Below are 15,435 nucleotides of genomic sequence, written 5' to 3'. Positions count from 1 at the left end.
AGATAGGAAATTGTGAATTGACCTTGCGGTGAATCAACCTATTTTTTTGATGTTGCACTAAGCTAACTTCATCACTCACTTATGGAGTAATCATTATGTGTAGTACTTGCGGCTGTGCTTCGGGAGAGCGCAGAATTGAAGGTGATGAACACGAACATCACCATGATCATGAACATCATCATCCACATTCTCATGATCATCACCACCATGACCACCATTCGCATCAGCATGATGATCATCATCACGAACATGACCATCATCACCATGAGCATGACCACGATCATGCGGCGCAACACAGTGGCAAAACGGTGATTATCCATCACCATTATTATCATCAAGGTGATGTGAATCATTACTATCAATCAGAACCCGAAACTTGCGGCGTGAAGATTGAAAAACATAAGCATAAACATAAGCATAAACATGAGCACGAGCACCCGCATGCTCATGAACATAGTCATGAAACAGAATCTTCTTTTGCCCCCGCAGGTGACCACCATGACCTAGACTATGGTCAAGGTGAAGCGGGAACCCATGCGCCGGGCATCAGCCAAAAACGCATGTTACAAATTGAGATGGATGTTTTGGATAAAAACAACCATCTAGCTGAGCATAATCGCGAAGATTTTGCAGCGAAAAATATTCTCGCGTTGAATCTGGTTTCTAGCCCAGGTTCCGGTAAAACCACTTTACTGACGGAAACACTTTTACGCTTACGTGACAAACTCAACTGTGCAGTGATTGAAGGCGATCAGCAAACCACGAACGATGCTCAGCGTATTCGTGAAACGGGCGTCCCTGCGATTCAGGTGAACACCGGTAAAGGTTGTCACTTAGATGCACAAATGGTGCATGATGCAGTAGACCGTTTAGGCTTAGATGACAATAGCTTACTGTTCATCGAAAACGTGGGTAATTTAGTTTGCCCTGCGAGCTTTGATCTCGGTGAGCGCCATAAAGTTGCGGTATTGTCTGTCACTGAAGGTGAAGACAAACCATTGAAATACCCACATATGTTTGCCGCATCAGACATTATGATCCTGAACAAAATCGATTTATTACCGTATCTGCATTTTGATGTTGAAGCGTGTATCGCTAATGCAAAACGAGTGAATCCGAATATCCAAGTGATAAAAGTCTCTGCCACCAGTGGTGAAGGAATGGAAGCTTGGCTTGCGTGGCTGGAGACTCAGCTATGTGCTTAGGAATACCGGGTAAAATCGTCGCGGTGGGCGAAGATGTCCACCAATTGGCGCAAGTTGATGTTTGTGGCGTAAAACGCGATGTCAATATTGGGTTGATTTGCGAAGGTGACACCGCGGATTTATTAGGTCAATGGGTCTTAGTGCACGTTGGCTTCGCGATGAGTGTGATTAACGAAGAAGAAGCTCAAGCTACCCTTGATGCACTAATGGCGATGAGCCAATTAGATCATGAAGTGGGTGATTTTACTGGGTTAAATTCGGGAGCAACAGATGCAGTACGTCGATGAGTTTCGCGACCCTGCCTTGGCAAAAGCATTATTGGCGCATATCCGCAAGCGCATTGCGGATATCCCAAGAGCCAAGCAGCGCCCATTGCAGCTAATGGAAGTGTGTGGTGGACACACCCATGCGATTTTCAAGTTTGGTATTGACCAGCTTCTTCCTCCTGAAATTGAATTTGTACATGGACCCGGTTGCCCTGTCTGTGTGTTACCAATGGGACGAATTGATGGCTGCATTGAAATTGCAGAACGTCCAGAGGTCATTTTTTGTACTTATGGTGATGCCATGCGAGTGCCGGGCAAAAATGGTTCACTGCTTGATGCCAAACGCCGTGGTGCAGATGTGCGGATCGTCTATTCGCCATTAGATGCATTAAATCTTGCTCAGCAAAATCCTGAGCGTGAAGTCGTATTCTTTGGGTTGGGTTTTGAAACTACCATGCCAAGCACTGCGCTAACATTGCAGCAAGCGCGCTTGCGCCAAGTGAAAAATTTTTCCGTATTTTGCCAACATATCACCATTATCCCAACGCTTCGTAGCTTACTTGAACAGCCTGATGTGCGAATAGATGGTTTCCTTGCGCCGGGGCACGTCAGCATGGTGATAGGGTCTCATCCTTACCAATTTATTACTCAAGAATTCCATAAACCGTTAGTTGTAACGGGCTTTGAACCTCTCGATATTTTGCAATCTCTTGCCATGCTGGTGGATCAAATTGCAGAGGGGCGCTGTGAGGTAGAAAATCAATACAAACGTATTGTGGCGGATGAAGGCAATCGACTGGCTTTGAAAGCCTTAGATGAGGTTTTTGAGTTGAAAGCCTCCAGCGAATGGCGTGGACTAGGCGAAATTGCTGGTTCTGGTGTTCAATTAACGCCTGATTATCAAATATTCGATGCTGAGCTGCGTTTTAATATTCAGCCTCATCAAGTGTCGGATGACCCTCAAGCGCGTTGTGGTGACGTGCTAACGGGGCGCTGTAAACCGAATGAATGCCCACTGTTTGGGCAACGTTGTACACCACAAACTGCATTTGGCGCACTGATGGTCTCTTCTGAAGGTGCCTGCGCTGCGTATTACCAATATCGTCGGGAGGCGTAAAATGAGCTCAGATACTAAAAATGTGGTCACTATGGCTCATGGTAGCGGTGGTTTAGCGATGCAGCAGCTGATTGAAGAGCTGTTTTTACAGGCGTTCGCTAACCAAGCACTCGATGAACGTGAAGATCAAGCTCGTCTCTCTCTTGCCGAAATGACCGCGTTAGGTGACCGCTTAGCGTTTAGTACCGATAGTTATGTGATTGACCCCGTCTTTTTCCCTGGTGGCAATATTGGGAAACTTGCGGTGTGTGGCACTGTGAATGATGTAGCTGTCAGTGGTGCTGTACCCAAATACCTCTCTTGCGGTTTTATTTTAGAAGAAGGTTTACCTCTCTCAGAATTGCAAATCATCGTTGAGTCGATGGCTGCAACCGCTAAAGCGGCAGGGGTACAGATCGTGACTGGAGATACCAAAGTCGTACAGCGCGGCGCAGCAGATAAAATTTTTATCAATACCGCAGGCATTGGGGTGATACCAACAGAAATACACTGGGGTGCACAGCAAATTGAAGTGGGCGACAAAGTGATTGTCAGCGGAACGTTGGGAGACCACGGAGCAACCATTCTGAATTTGCGTGAACAGTTAGGTTTGGAAGGTCAACTCAGTAGTGATTGTGCGGTTTTGACACCCATTATTGAACCGCTACGTCATATTGATGGCGTACGTGCATTACGTGATGCAACCCGTGGTGGTGTGAATGCGATTTTGCATGAATTTGCCGAAGCGAGTGGCTGTGGTATTTCCATCAATGAAGATGATTTACCTGTCTCTTCAGCGGTTCGTGGTGTGTGTGAATTATTAGGTTTAGAACCACTTAATTTTGCAAATGAGGGCAAGTTGGTGATTGTGGTGAAACCTGAGGCTGAACAGCAAGTTTTAGCCGCGTTACATCAACACCCATTGGGTATTCATGCAAAAACTATTGGCAGTGTGACTGAAAACAAGCAGGTCAAGCTAGTCGGCATTTTCGGTGCTTCTCGCCTGCTAGACTTGCCACATAGTGAGCCATTACCTCGAATTTGTTAGTTGTTGGTATCCTAAAGCCATACCCAAAAATAAGAATCACTGATTAGAGGGATATATGATTAAAAAATTAGCGGTTGCCATGTGCCTAATGGGATTGACTCTCCAAGCACAAGCGGCTGAGCCCGCATCCTCGGCACACACTTTACGACTCGCCATTGGCGCAGAACCCACAGAAGGTTTTGACCCAATGTTGGGTTGGAGCCATGGTAGTTATCTGCTCCTGCATAGCCCGCTCTTGAAACAAAAGGCAGATCTGTCTTGGCACAGTTATATGCTGGAAAATTACCAGCATAATGCGGATGGTAAAGAGTGGACGCTAACGTTGAAAAAAGATCTGAAATTTTCAGATGGTTCACCGTTAACTGCAAAAGACGTCGTATTTAGCTACAACAATGCTGCCGCGAGCGGCGGTAAAGTGGATATGGGGAACTTTGCTAAAGCGGAAGAGATTGATCCGCTAACGGTTAAAATCACGTTGTCCTCCCCGCAAAGTACCTTTATCAATGTGCTCGGTTCGTTGGGGATCGTCTCTGCGGATAAATATGATGCGAAAACGTATGCACATAATCCGATTGGGGCAGGTCCGTACCGTTTAGTGGCATTTCAACCTGGTCAGCAGCTGATTGTTGAGCAAAACCCGTACTATGCAGGACCTAAAAACGACTACAACAAAATGGTGTTTGTGTTCCTTGACGAAGATGCTGCATTTGCGGCGGCACAAAGCGCACAGTTAGAAGTTGTTCGCATTCCTCCTGCTGTGGCGAGCCATGCGGGTGATGTACCCAACATGAAATTGATTGAACGCTACAGTGTAGAAAACCGGGGTATCTCATTCCCAATTCCACCCGCGGGTGAAAAAGACGCACAAGGCAACCCTATTGGTAACGATATCACTTCCGATGTGGCTATCCGTAAAGCGATTAACTACGCGTTAGACCGCAAATTATTAGCAGAATCTGTTCTTGAAGGATTTGCTGTTCCTGCCTATACCGGTGTCGCTGGGTTACCTTGGAATAACCCTAAATCGTCATTCAAAGATGGGGATTTAGATAAAGCGAAAGCCATTTTGGAAGAAGCGGGCTGGAAGCTGAATAAAGATGGTTTGAGAGAGAAGAATGGCAAAGTGGCTAAATTGACCCTCTGGTACGCTAGCGGTGACACCACTCGCCGTGATTTAGCGCAAGCCATTCGCTCAAGCTTAAAACCGCTCGGTATTGAAATGGATTTAAAATCAGGAAGCTGGGAAACTGTTGAGCGACATATGCATGCCAACCCAACGCTATTTGGTTGGGGGAGTTTAGATCCAATGGAACTGGTGCATAACTACAGCAGCAAAGCGGCAGGTGTCGGCTTCTATAACGCGGGCTACTATAAAAACCCTGCGGTGGATGAAATCATCGAAGCGGCTTTACGCCAGCCAGACCAAGATGCAGCGATCCCATTATGGCAACAAGTGGATTGGAATGGCAAAGTCGGCGTTGGTATCCAAGGGGATGCTGCATGGGCTTGGCTTATGAATGTTCAGCATATTTACTTATCAAATCAATGTGTGGATTTAGGTAAAAGTGCTCCCGAAATTCACGGCTCTTGGTCTGTGTTGAACAATGTTGATGAGTGGAAGTGGACCTGTCAGTAATGCGAACAACCTTTGGGCTTTTATTGCGATTTATCTGCCTGTTAACGGTAACTGCCGTGGGGATCTTTATCCTACTGAGTTACTCGCCGATTGATCCAATCAAAGCCTATATTGGTAACGATCTGATGCATGTGCCTCCAGAGCAATACCCGCTGATCGCGGCGCGCTGGGGGCTAGATCAACCGTTATGGATGCAGTTCTGGCGTTGGTTTTCTCAAATGCTACAAGGGGATTTGGGGTATTCGATGCTATACAATACTCCGGTTCTCCAAGTCATTTCTGATCGTATTGTTCCGTCACTGGCACTACTGGGAAGCGCATGGGTTTTTTCCGGTGTTGTTGGGTTTGGACTTGGGTTGGTGGCGGGACGTTACTTGAATCGCTGGCCCGATAAACTTATTTCTACATTTTGTTATTTACTTGCCTCCATTCCGGTCTTTTGGGTCGGTTTATTACTGCTTTCCTTATTTGCTGTCACCTTAAAATGGGCGCCGATCTGCTGTGCATGGCCAATTGGTCTGGACGAACAAACGGCGACGTTCTCACAAAAAATTCATCACTTAATTTTACCGGTGATTGCCTTAGGGATGTTGGGGGTAGGAACGATAGCTCTACACACCCGTTCGAAGGTGGTAGAAGTCATGAACAGTGAGTTTATCCATTATGCACAAGCTCAAGGGGATAAAGGGTGGTCGATGATGAGGTTTCATGTGCTCAAACATGCGATAACACCCGCAATTTGTTTGCAGTTTGCCTCTGTGGGGGAGCTATTTAGCGGTGCGTTATTAGCGGAAAAAGTGTTTGCATATCCAGGGCTAGGGCAAGCGACAATTGATGCTGGGTTACGCGGAGACGTGCCATTGTTAATGGGAATTGTGATGCTTTGTGCAGTACTGATTTTCATCAGCAATACCCTAGCAGATTTGTTATTGAAACGGGTAAATAAAGGAGTGATAAGAGAATCATGACTTATAACCCGAATCGAGCTTTGATCACACTGATCCTGTCATTAAGTTGCCTAATTTTATTGGGTGGCTACGCGTTTTGGCTGCTCTCCTCTGATATTGAAATGAGCCTACTCGATAGGCGACAAGCCCCTTCATTACTGCATTTATTTGGCACCGATAATTTGGGGCGTGATCTTTTTGAACGCACATTTCAAGGGCTTGCTACCAGTTTACAAATCGGCTTAACCGCCTCGATTACCAGTGGAATGATCGCCTTAGTCATGGCGGGATTATCTTCACTGAATAAAAGTATGGATTATATGGTTCGCGGCGTGATTGATGCGCTGCTTGCTTTGCCTCATCTACTGTTATTGGTGTTGATCTGCTTTACGCTAGGGGGCGGAAAGATGGGGGTGATTTTGGCGGTGGCATTAACTCATTGGCCTAAATTAACGCTTATCTTACGTTCAGAGCTTCTGCGTGTTCAGCAAACTGATTACATTATGTTATCCCACCGTATTGGCAACAGTGCGTTATGGCGCCTACGGTATCACTATCTGCCCATGCTACTCCCTCAATGGATGGTCGGAACATTATTGATGTTTCCACATTCTGTCTTACACAGTGCGGCACTCAGCTTTCTTGGCTTTGGGCTAGCACCTCATGAGCCTTCTTTAGGGATTTTACTGTCCGAGGCATTACGTTATTTGAGTACGGGCGCTTGGTGGATGGTGGTATTTCCTGGTGCTGCATTGATGGGGCTAGTGTTGTTGTTTGACCAATTTGCTAAATCAGTCCAACGGTTATGGTTAAGGGGCGCAGTATGCTGAAGTTTGAAAATCTTACCATCGACGTAGCGCAATACCGCTGGCTGGGGAGAAAGCAGTGGTCTCCGTTATTGCATGATATTTCTCTGGATATTCAACCCGGTGAAATGGTGGCGTTGATTGGTGGTAGCGGTGAAGGTAAAAGTTTATTACTGCAAAGTGCATTGGGATTATTACCCGAAAATATGCGTTGCCAAGGGACCATTGAGCTCAATGGTCAGCCATTGACGGAAAAAACGAAATCTCAGTATCGAGGGAATTCTCTGTGTTACGTACCTCAAGGGGTCAGCGCCTTAAACCCATTGATTCAAATTGGTCCTCAGCTTGAGCGTGCCGCCGTACTTAGTGGGCAACATATTAAAATGCACGATGTCGCTCGGCATCTACAAGAATATAGTTTGCAATCTAGCCTTGTGAATCACTACCCAAGCCAGCTCTCAGGGGGAATGGCGAAAAGGGTATTAGCGAGTAGCGCCACCTTATCGCGCGCGGAATATATTTTGGCGGATGAAATCTCCTCGTGGCTGGATGACGAGCATGCGGTACAGTTACTCGACAATATCAAATCTCTATGTCGAGATGGGCGTGGTGTGTTGTGGGTAACTCATGATCTAGCAATGGCGGTGCGCTTTGCCGACCGTGTAGCATTATTGCGTAATGGGGCACTAGAAGAGGTGCTGAGCAGCCAAAAACTCAAACAAGGCGGTGGTGGTCAGTGGATTCAATCTTTGTGGAATGCGCTGCCAGAACATCAATTTATGATGCTGGATGAGTGGAGGTAGCTGCATGCTGGAAATACAAAACTTGCGTATTGAACAGGCAGGCAGAGTGCTGTGGGATAATCTGAATTTGTCATTGGCAGATAATGAACGGCTTGGCATTTCCGCTCCCAGTGGATTTGGGAAAACGACGCTAGGACGAGTGCTTGGGCAGTGGCAAAAACCCACTGATGGGCAAGTTTTATTGAATGGTGAACCTGTTCCTCATCGCGGTTATTGCCCTATTCAGCTAGTCCCGCAGCACCCAGAAAAAAGTTTTAATCCTTATCGTACCGTAGGTTCCAGTGTACGCGATGCATGGGAGCCGGATGCCCAATGGCTAGATTGGTTATCGATAAAACCTCAATGGCTAGAACGGCGCCCAAGTGAATTATCGGGTGGAGAGTTAGCACGTATTGCGCTGCTTCGCGCACTCGATCCCCGCACTCAAGTATTAATCGCAGATGAGATGACTGCCCAATTAGATGCGCATTTACAAAAGGAAGTGTGGCAGCATTTGATCCGTATTTCACAGCAACGTCCTCTGGCAATGATTGTTTTTAGCCACAATAAAGCGCTGTTAGAGAAAGTGTGTACCAAGGTATGGACGGTGGCTGAAGCCTAATCACAGATCGATTTTTTTAACCAAAAAATCAATAAATGCCCGTGTTTTAGCGGGGAGATTTTGGGTGTTCGGGTAGAGCAGCTGAATATTTTGTTTGGGGAGTTCAAGATCTGGAAGTAAACGGATTAAGTGATGAGCATTTAAATCCTCTTCAACTAGCCATGCCGGACAAATAGCGGCACCGAGTGATGCTAATGCAAGCTGGCGGATAGTTTCTGCGGAATTAGATTCGTACTGGCTGTTTAATAGAGGCAACTCAAACTTTTCACCGTGACGGTTCTGTAGAGCATATTGGCTATCTTGTAAGTTCAGCAAAGTATGGGTGATCCACGGAATATTGGCTAAATCATCCACATTTTCAACCTGATATTGTTCGAGAAATTCCGCGGTTGCGACTAAATAAATGGCATATTCCCCTAATTTTCTCGATTTTAGGGAGGAGTTTTTTAAATTTCCTAAGCGGATGGCAATATCGAGTTTTTCTGCCAATAAATCATCAAAAGATGAATTGAAACTGTATTGCAGACGCAGTTGAGGATATTGCCGGCAAAATTCTGGAATCAGTGGCAAAACATAACGTTGCCCAAATTCGTTTGTGGAAGAAAAGCGCAATGTCCCCGTAATATTGGTCGCTAAGTTTTGATTCCTTTCAAACGCTTCCTCAATCTGTAATTGAATCCGTTTAAAATCATCGTAGAAATGTTTTCCTACCTCAGTGAGTGCAATATTGCGTGTATTTCGCACCAATAAGCTGACATTTAAGCTTTTTTCTAGCTGTTTTATATCAATACTTACCATCGAGCGACTTAGTCCTAAAACCTCGGCAGCCTTTGTAAAAGAGCCGGAATCGACAACTTGAAGAAAGCTGGTAATTTGCTTGAGATTTTTTTGCATAATCAACTCGATTGTTTGATTGAATTAAACAATGATTTTACTTCCTTTGCATCGACAGGAGAAGGGCTGAGCTCTACTCTTTGCAACCGGAGGTCACCATGTCATATCGTTATCAAATTGCGACAGTATTTCTTCTCGGTTTTTTTATTGATTGTATTAACATTTTTATGTCTGCTATTGCGCTGCCTGATATTGCATCAGCTTTTTCGACAAGCCAGTCGATGGTGGCTTGGGTCGCCAATGCTTATATTTTAGGACTAGTGCTGATTATGCCCATTAGCTTATGGCTGGCTGGACGTTTGGGAGAAAGAAAGCTACTCACGTATTCCATGTTGCTATTTTCGCTTTCCGTTGGGTTATGTGGGCTCAGTGATTCGATTTATAGTTTAATTTTCTGGCGCTTTATTCAAGGCGTTTCTGGCGGATTATTAATTCCGGTTGGGCAAGCATTAGTGTTTGGGCTATTTCCCAATCAAGAACGCCAAAAAATATCAACTTTGATTATGACTGTTGCCTTAATTGCACCTGCATTTTCACCGGCAATTGGCGGTATGATTATTGATTCATTTTCATGGCGTTGGGTCTTCTTTGCCAATCTTCCATTCGCATTATTAGCATCAATACTTGCATGGGTCTGGGTCAAGGATGGTGAAAAACAACTTCGAGAAAAGCCCGATATTATCGGCTTACTGCTAGTGAGTCTCAGTTTGTTGGGTTTATTACTTTCATTTACTCTGTATAACGATGAGCAAAGTTGGGTATTGGCTTTATTGAGTTTTGGCGTCTCTGCGGCTTTACTGAGGATATATTTAAAATATGCCCAAAAATGCCGAGCGCCTATTTTAAATTTGCTATTACTGAAGAATTATAATTTACGTAATGGATTTATTGTTTATTACGCGGTGCCTGGAATTTTCACCGGTGTTAATTTACTGAATATTTTTAACTTACAAAATAATATTGGGTTTAATGCGCAGCAAACAGGCATGTTTATGCTGGTATATGCAGCTGGCGCTCTGATCTCCATGGTGACAGGAGGCTATTTTTATCATCGTATTGGTAAGAGAAACCTCTTTGTGGTGGGGATTATTTTGCACAGTGTTGGGATTCTTACGCTGTTCTGGATAGACAGTCAAAGTCAGTTAGCATTATTGATTACTGCTTATTTATTGATGGGAATGGGCGGGGGAATAAGTGCAAATACGGCTCAAATTAGTGCATTAATTGATTTTAAAGATAAAGATTTACTGCAAGGTAGCGTGTTGTGGAATATTAACCGTCAGGTAGCTTTCAGTGTAGGGACGGTCGTACTTATTTCAGTGTTTAACCTTATTTCATTTTCATCAGAGTTAATTCGTTACCAATATACTTTTTTTATTGCAGCACTGTTGGGTCTGCTATCGTTAATTTCAGTATTTAAAGGAAAATAAAATGAATCCACAAATGTCTTTAGCTATACAGAATATTATTGATGTCCATATGCTCATTGAGGATGTATTTACGGGGCGAGATCAAGGTGAAAGTCTTCAGGCTTTATTAGGGAGCTTTGATAAGACATTTAAAATGGTCACTATTCAAGGTGCCTCGATGAATGCACAGCAGGCATCTGAGTTGTTTAGTAAAAACAGAGGTGTTAGACCTTCATTAGTTATTGAAATTAGAAATATTCAGCCGCTGTTTGAGTGTGATGGCAATACATATTGGATACAATATTTAGAACATCAGACCTTGGCTGGCAAAGAAAATAGTCGCACGTCGACAGTGTGTATAAAAATTGAAGATGGGAAATGTCATTGGCTGTATCTGCATGAAACGCCAATATTAGTGGCTTAATAGGAAAATATGTTTTTTAGCGGTTATTGAATAAAAAAACACCTGCCGGAGCAGGTGTTTGATTTTTTAGACTTGAAGACGGTTATTGCTTATTCGTCTAAGAAGCTGCGCAGAACTTCTGAGCGGCTTGGGTGACGTAATTTACGCAGCGCTTTTGCTTCAATCTGACGAATACGTTCACGGGTTACATCAAACTGCTTGCCCACTTCCTCAAGGGTGTGGTCAGTGTTCATATCGATACCGAAACGCATACGCAGAACTTTTGCTTCACGAGCGGTTAAGCCAGCCAGAACCTCATGAGTTGCCGAACGTAAGCTTTCTGATGTTGCAGAATCTAACGGTAACTCTAATGTGGTATCTTCAATGAAATCGCCTAAATGTGAATCTTCATCATCACCGATTGGCGTTTCCATGGAGATTGGTTCTTTCGCAATCTTCAGTACTTTACGGATTTTATCTTCCGGCATTAGCATGCGTTCTGCCAGTTCTTCTGGCGATGGCTCACGGCCCATTTCTTGCAGCATTTGACGAGAGATACGGTTCAATTTGTTGATAGTTTCAATCATGTGAACCGGAATACGAATTGTACGTGCTTGGTCAGCGATAGAACGGGTAATAGCCTGACGGATCCACCATGTTGCATAAGTTGAGAACTTATAACCACGGCGGTATTCAAACTTATCAACCGCTTTCATTAGACCGATATTACCTTCTTGAATCAAATCAAGGAATTGCAGACCACGGTTGGTGTATTTCTTCGCGATAGAGATAACCAGACGTAAGTTTGCTTCAACCATTTCTTTCTTCGCACGACGCGCTTTCGCTTCACCGATAGACATACGACGGTTGATATCTTTAACCTGTTCAATTGTCAGGCCAGTTTCTTCTTCGATTTGACGCAGTCTTTGCAGACAACGCAGAACTTCTTCTTCCACTTCCAGCAGTTTTTCAGACCACGGCTTGTTCATCGCTTTTGCTGCGGTTAACCAAGTTTCGCTGGTTTCATTGCCGCTGAATAGGGTAATGAAGTTCTTCTTAGGCATTTTGCACTGCTCAACACACAGTTTCATGATGGTACGTTCTTGCAGACGAACGCGATCCATCATTTCACGCATGTTATTGACCAGATAGTCAAATTGCTTAGGTACTAAACGGAACTCTTTGAAAACTTCGGACAATTGCTCGATAGCTGCCACAGTTTTCGCATCGCTACGACCATATTGTTTAATATGGGTACGCGTTTTTTCATACTGTTCACGAAGATCAGAAAATTTTTGGCGTGCTAATTCAGGATCGATGCTGTTGTCGTCATCGCTATCGCTGTCATCGCCGTCTTCATCTTCTTCTTCGTCGTCGTCATCTAGCTCTTCTTGTGGAAGTTCAGAACCTACGTGAGTAGCTGTAGGAGCTAAATCTTCTTCCGCATTCGGATCAACAAACCCTGTAATCAGGTCAGATAAGCGGCTTTCGCCAGCTTCAACGCGGTCATACTGTTCAAGTAAGTAGGTGATAGCTTCAGGGTATTCAGCGACAGAGCACTGAACCTGATTGATACCATCTTCAATACGTTTTGCAATGTCGATTTCACCTTCACGGGTGAGCAATTCGACGGTTCCCATTTCGCGCATGTACATGCGAACAGGGTCAGTGGTACGGCCGATTTCACTTTCAACACTGGATAATACTTGAGCTGCGGCTTCTGCCGCATCTTCGTCCGTGTCGGAAGTATTTTCAGCCAAAATTAAATCATCGGCATCAGGTGCTTCTTCCATGACCTGGATGCCCATGTCATTAATCATCTGGATGATATCTTCGATCTGATCTGAATCGACGATATCTTCCGGCAGATGGTCGTTTACCTCGGCATAAGTTAAGTAACCTTGCTCTTTACCCTTGGTGACGAGTAGCTTAAGCTGTGACTGCGGGTTTTGCTCCATAAGACGGTATCCACACTTCTGAGTATTTAAATTGGTGTCGGTCGGCGAAACTAACGGCCAACAAGAACATTTAAAGGGACATTTGACTACGCGCTACGCCCTTTATATTTCGTAGCATTTACAGGCATTTGCCTTGTTATATGCGGCACTTAAGCCGTTTTGTATACTATTTTTTGGATGCTTTATGTTTTCACTCGTGAAAGAGTGATTAGACGGACTTCTTCGCGCTCTTCAGGTGTCAGCCTTTGTGTTCGTTCTTTCGCTATTAGATAGTCGAAACGCTCATCGAGGGCGCTATTAAATAGATGATTTAGAGCATCTATAAAGGTATTTTCCGCTATTTCCTCTATTTCTATATCGTTCCATGTTGCGAGTTTTTCAAGTTGTTTCGCAAAATTATTATCGCGATAACGTTCTAGCAACTGCCCTGTGTTCATTCCGGGGGTGGAACGGCAAACTTCAACCAATTCCTGAAATAGAGAAAGCCCCGGCATCTGGATATGGGCAATTCCCTCTAGTGAGGGAACAAGCTCCGAAAAGTTCGGATTTTGTACCAACAACGCGATAAGTATGCGCATTGTTGTTGGTTTCAGTTTGGGTGCCTGATAGTTAACTGGTTCAGTGCTCTCTCTATCAATCATAGCAAGAACTTGGGAAATATCCGGTACGCCAATGAAATTTCCTAGCTCTTGTGCCATATAAAGGCGCAGAGTTTCACCCGGTATCTGTTTTATCAATGGGATAGCAAGTTTACTAATTTTTGCTCGACCCTCTTGGGTTTTTAAGTCCACTTGAGGAACTAAAGAGTCAAACAAAAATGTGGAAAGACTTTGCGCATTTTCCATGCGCTGCTCAAAGGCGTCTTTTCCTTCTTTGCGTACCAATGAATCTGGGTCTTCGCCATCAGGCAAAAACATAAAACGGAGTTGGCGACCATCGGTCAAATAGGGAAGGGCGTTTTCAAGTGCACGCCAAGCGGCATCTCTTCCTGCTCTATCTCCGTCATAACAGCAAATTACGGTATCTGTTGAACGATAGAGCAATTGAATATGCTCAGAGGTTGTAGAGGTGCCAAGTGATGCAACCGCATAGCGGATGTCATACTGTGCGAGTGCTACAACGTCCATATAGCCTTCAACAACAAGTAATTTTGCAAGCTCACTACTATTTTGCGTGGCTTCATAAAGACCAAAAAGCTGGCGACCTTTATGAAAAATATCGGTTTCGGGGGAGTTTAAATATTTCGGTAAGGCATCGCCTAATACCCGTCCACCAAATGCAATCACACGACCGCGACGATCCCGAATAGGGAACATGATTCGCTCTCTAAAGCGATCATATACGCGACCATTATCATTAGTGACCAGCATACCCGCTTCATCAAGTTGCTGACGGCTTTCTGGATTCACTGCAAATTTCTTTAAAAGATTGTCCCAGCCAGGGGGAGCAAAACCGATTGAAAAATGCGAGATAATGTCTGCACTTAAACCACGTTGGCTTAAATAATCTTTGGCTTTATTCGCCGAGGGATGATTTAAGGCAGCGCAGTAAAACTGATTTATTTTATCCATCAATTGGTACAAATTTTGACGCTGATGGAGTTCTATTTGACTGGTTCCCGTTCCTTTTTCATAAGGGACATCCAGACCATGTAATGCGGATAACTCTTCTATCGCTTCGACAAAATCGAGTTTGTCGTAATTCATCAGAAAATCGATGGCATTACCATGGGCACCACAGCCAAAACAATAGTAAAACTGTCTCTCACCATTGACAGTAAACGATGGTGTTTTTTCGTTATGAAAAGGACAGCAAGCGTGATGGTTTTTACCCTGTTTTTTTAACGGGACTTTTGCATCGACTAAATCAATGATATCGGTACGAGCGAGTAAGTCATTGATAAATGAACGCGGAATTCGTCCAGCCATAAGCCTCTTTTTCGCCTGTTGATGAACGATAATAAGCCGCGCTTCCGTTAGGAAAGCACGGCCTTTAACTGCTAACTACTACTTGTCTGCGTTGGTTGCGATGAGAATCGCAATCAATTAGTACAGACGAGTACGGCGTGCGTTTTCGCGAGCCAGTTTTTTAGCGTGACGCTTTACCGCTGATGCTTTAGCGCGTTTACGTTCAGTCGTTGGTTTTTCATAGAATTCACGACGACGAACTTCAGCTAAAACTCCTGCTTTTTCACAAGAACGTTTGAAACGACGCAGTGCTACGTCGAATGGCTCGTTTTCACGTACTTTAATTACCGGCATGTGCCTCTCACCTCAATAGAAATCGGTTTGTTGCTGGTTTTTGTTCACCAGCCATCATTTAAAATGGTGCGGAATTTTACTTCAATGAGTACGGGTTTGTAA

General features: G+C 44.4%; 14 protein-coding genes and 1 pseudogene. 11 read left to right on the top strand and 4 right to left on the bottom strand.

Annotated elements, in window-relative coordinates:
• The first annotated feature begins 95 nt into the window (after window positions 1–95).
• The 9 genes from hypB (at window position 96) to PR795_RS10390 (ending at window position 8,408) form a co-directional block, all read left to right on the top strand.
• The gene (gene hypB / locus PR795_RS10430; RefSeq protein WP_006662939.1) at window positions 96–1,205 is read left to right on the top strand and encodes a hydrogenase nickel incorporation protein HypB; all 1,110 of its coding nucleotides are present in this window, start codon (window positions 96–98) and stop codon (window positions 1,203–1,205) included.
• Window positions 1,196–1,492 carry a hydrogenase maturation factor HybG gene (gene hybG / locus PR795_RS10425; RefSeq protein ID WP_006659168.1) on the top strand — a complete coding sequence of 99 codons (297 nt, stop codon included), beginning with the start codon at window positions 1,196–1,198 and terminating at the stop codon, window positions 1,490–1,492. Before hypB ends, hybG begins: the two co-directional genes overlap by 10 nt.
• The gene (gene hypD, locus PR795_RS10420; protein WP_006662940.1) at window positions 1,476–2,588 is read left to right on the top strand and encodes a hydrogenase formation protein HypD; all 1,113 of its coding nucleotides are present in this window, start codon (window positions 1,476–1,478) and stop codon (window positions 2,586–2,588) included. Before hybG ends, hypD begins: the two co-directional genes overlap by 17 nt.
• Window position 2,589: 1 nt before the next feature.
• Window positions 2,590–3,615 carry a hydrogenase expression/formation protein HypE gene (gene hypE / locus PR795_RS10415; RefSeq protein ID WP_071524965.1) on the top strand — a complete coding sequence of 342 codons (1,026 nt, stop codon included), beginning with the start codon at window positions 2,590–2,592 and terminating at the stop codon, window positions 3,613–3,615.
• Between the two features lie 79 nt (window positions 3,616–3,694).
• Window positions 3,695–5,251: an ABC transporter substrate-binding protein gene (locus PR795_RS10410; protein WP_392397806.1), complete on the top strand. Its 1,557-nt coding sequence runs from the start codon at window positions 3,695–3,697 to the stop codon at window positions 5,249–5,251.
• Entirely contained in the window at window positions 5,251–6,219 is a 969-nt protein-coding gene (locus PR795_RS10405) for an ABC transporter permease (protein WP_006659172.1), read from the top strand. The genes PR795_RS10410 and PR795_RS10405 overlap by 1 nt, the downstream gene beginning before the upstream one ends.
• Window positions 6,216–7,028: an ABC transporter permease gene (locus tag PR795_RS10400; RefSeq protein ID WP_181480212.1), complete on the top strand. Its 813-nt coding sequence runs from the start codon at window positions 6,216–6,218 to the stop codon at window positions 7,026–7,028. The genes PR795_RS10405 and PR795_RS10400 overlap by 4 nt, the downstream gene beginning before the upstream one ends.
• A complete protein-coding gene (locus tag PR795_RS10395; protein WP_006662942.1) occupies window positions 7,022–7,807 on the top strand; it encodes an ATP-binding cassette domain-containing protein in 786 nt (261 codons plus the stop codon). The genes PR795_RS10400 and PR795_RS10395 overlap by 7 nt, the downstream gene beginning before the upstream one ends.
• Window positions 7,808–7,811: 4 nt before the next feature.
• Window positions 7,812–8,408, top strand: coding sequence for an ATP-binding cassette domain-containing protein (locus tag PR795_RS10390; RefSeq protein ID WP_036962826.1), 597 nt, complete (start codon window positions 7,812–7,814; stop codon window positions 8,406–8,408).
• On the opposite strand, the gene PR795_RS10385 is transcribed toward PR795_RS10390, so the two are convergent.
• Window positions 8,409–9,302 carry a LysR family transcriptional regulator gene (locus PR795_RS10385; protein WP_154636116.1) on the bottom strand — a complete coding sequence of 298 codons (894 nt, stop codon included), beginning with the start codon at window positions 9,300–9,302 and terminating at the stop codon, window positions 8,409–8,411. It lies immediately after the preceding gene.
• Window positions 9,303–9,400: 98 nt separating this feature from the next.
• Between PR795_RS10385 and PR795_RS10380 the strand changes: the two genes are divergently transcribed.
• Complete coding sequence (locus tag PR795_RS10380; protein WP_154636117.1) at window positions 9,401–10,732, top strand: MFS transporter; 1,332 nt, start codon at window positions 9,401–9,403, stop codon at window positions 10,730–10,732.
• A gap of 1 nt (window position 10,733) precedes the next feature.
• A complete protein-coding gene (locus tag PR795_RS10375) occupies window positions 10,734–11,135 on the top strand; it encodes a hypothetical protein (protein ID WP_006662946.1) in 402 nt (133 codons plus the stop codon).
• 89 nt (window positions 11,136–11,224) lie between these two features.
• Here PR795_RS10375 and rpoD read toward each other — a convergent pair.
• From rpoD to rpsU, 3 genes and pseudogenes are all read right to left on the bottom strand, one after another.
• Window positions 11,225–13,090: pseudogene (gene rpoD, locus PR795_RS10370) on the bottom strand (RNA polymerase sigma factor RpoD); the annotation flags it as partial.
• Window positions 13,091–13,254: 164 nt separating this feature from the next.
• Complete coding sequence (gene dnaG / locus PR795_RS10365) at window positions 13,255–15,000, bottom strand: DNA primase (protein WP_006659180.1); 1,746 nt, start codon at window positions 14,998–15,000, stop codon at window positions 13,255–13,257.
• Between the two features lie 117 nt (window positions 15,001–15,117).
• Window positions 15,118–15,333: a 30S ribosomal protein S21 gene (gene rpsU, locus PR795_RS10360; RefSeq protein WP_001144069.1), complete on the bottom strand. Its 216-nt coding sequence runs from the start codon at window positions 15,331–15,333 to the stop codon at window positions 15,118–15,120.
• Window positions 15,334–15,435: the final 102 nt, after the last annotated feature.

Source organism: Providencia sp. PROV209, assembly GCF_028479485.1.
Taxonomy (GTDB): domain Bacteria; phylum Pseudomonadota; class Gammaproteobacteria; order Enterobacterales; family Enterobacteriaceae; genus Providencia; species Providencia alcalifaciens.
Note: the sequence above shows the minus strand (reverse complement) of the source record. Positions and strands in the feature narration are given on the sequence as shown.

Bases quoted from the DNA above. Each gene is read 5' to 3' on its own strand.
- dnaG (WP_006659180.1), bottom strand. From the start codon at position 15,000: ATGGCTGGACGAATTCCGCGTTCATTTATCAATGACTTACTCGCTCGT.
- hypB (WP_006662939.1), top strand. From the start codon at position 96: ATGTGTAGTACTTGCGGCTGTGCTTCGGGAGAGCGCAGAATTGAAGGT.
- hypD (WP_006662940.1), top strand. From the start codon at position 1,476: ATGCAGTACGTCGATGAGTTTCGCGACCCTGCCTTGGCAAAAGCATTA.
- PR795_RS10405 (WP_006659172.1), top strand. From the start codon at position 5,251: ATGCGAACAACCTTTGGGCTTTTATTGCGATTTATCTGCCTGTTAACG.
- rpsU (WP_001144069.1), bottom strand. From the start codon at position 15,333: ATGCCGGTAATTAAAGTACGTGAAAACGAGCCATTCGACGTAGCACTG.
- hypE (WP_071524965.1), top strand. From the start codon at position 2,590: ATGAGCTCAGATACTAAAAATGTGGTCACTATGGCTCATGGTAGCGGT.
- PR795_RS10400 (WP_181480212.1), top strand. From the start codon at position 6,216: ATGACTTATAACCCGAATCGAGCTTTGATCACACTGATCCTGTCATTA.
- PR795_RS10375 (WP_006662946.1), top strand. From the start codon at position 10,734: ATGAATCCACAAATGTCTTTAGCTATACAGAATATTATTGATGTCCAT.
- PR795_RS10410 (WP_392397806.1), top strand. From the start codon at position 3,695: ATGTGCCTAATGGGATTGACTCTCCAAGCACAAGCGGCTGAGCCCGCA.
- PR795_RS10380 (WP_154636117.1), top strand. From the start codon at position 9,401: ATGTCATATCGTTATCAAATTGCGACAGTATTTCTTCTCGGTTTTTTT.
- PR795_RS10385 (WP_154636116.1), bottom strand. From the start codon at position 9,302: ATGCAAAAAAATCTCAAGCAAATTACCAGCTTTCTTCAAGTTGTCGAT.
- PR795_RS10390 (WP_036962826.1), top strand. From the start codon at position 7,812: ATGCTGGAAATACAAAACTTGCGTATTGAACAGGCAGGCAGAGTGCTG.
- hybG (WP_006659168.1), top strand. From the start codon at position 1,196: ATGTGCTTAGGAATACCGGGTAAAATCGTCGCGGTGGGCGAAGATGTC.
- PR795_RS10395 (WP_006662942.1), top strand. From the start codon at position 7,022: ATGCTGAAGTTTGAAAATCTTACCATCGACGTAGCGCAATACCGCTGG.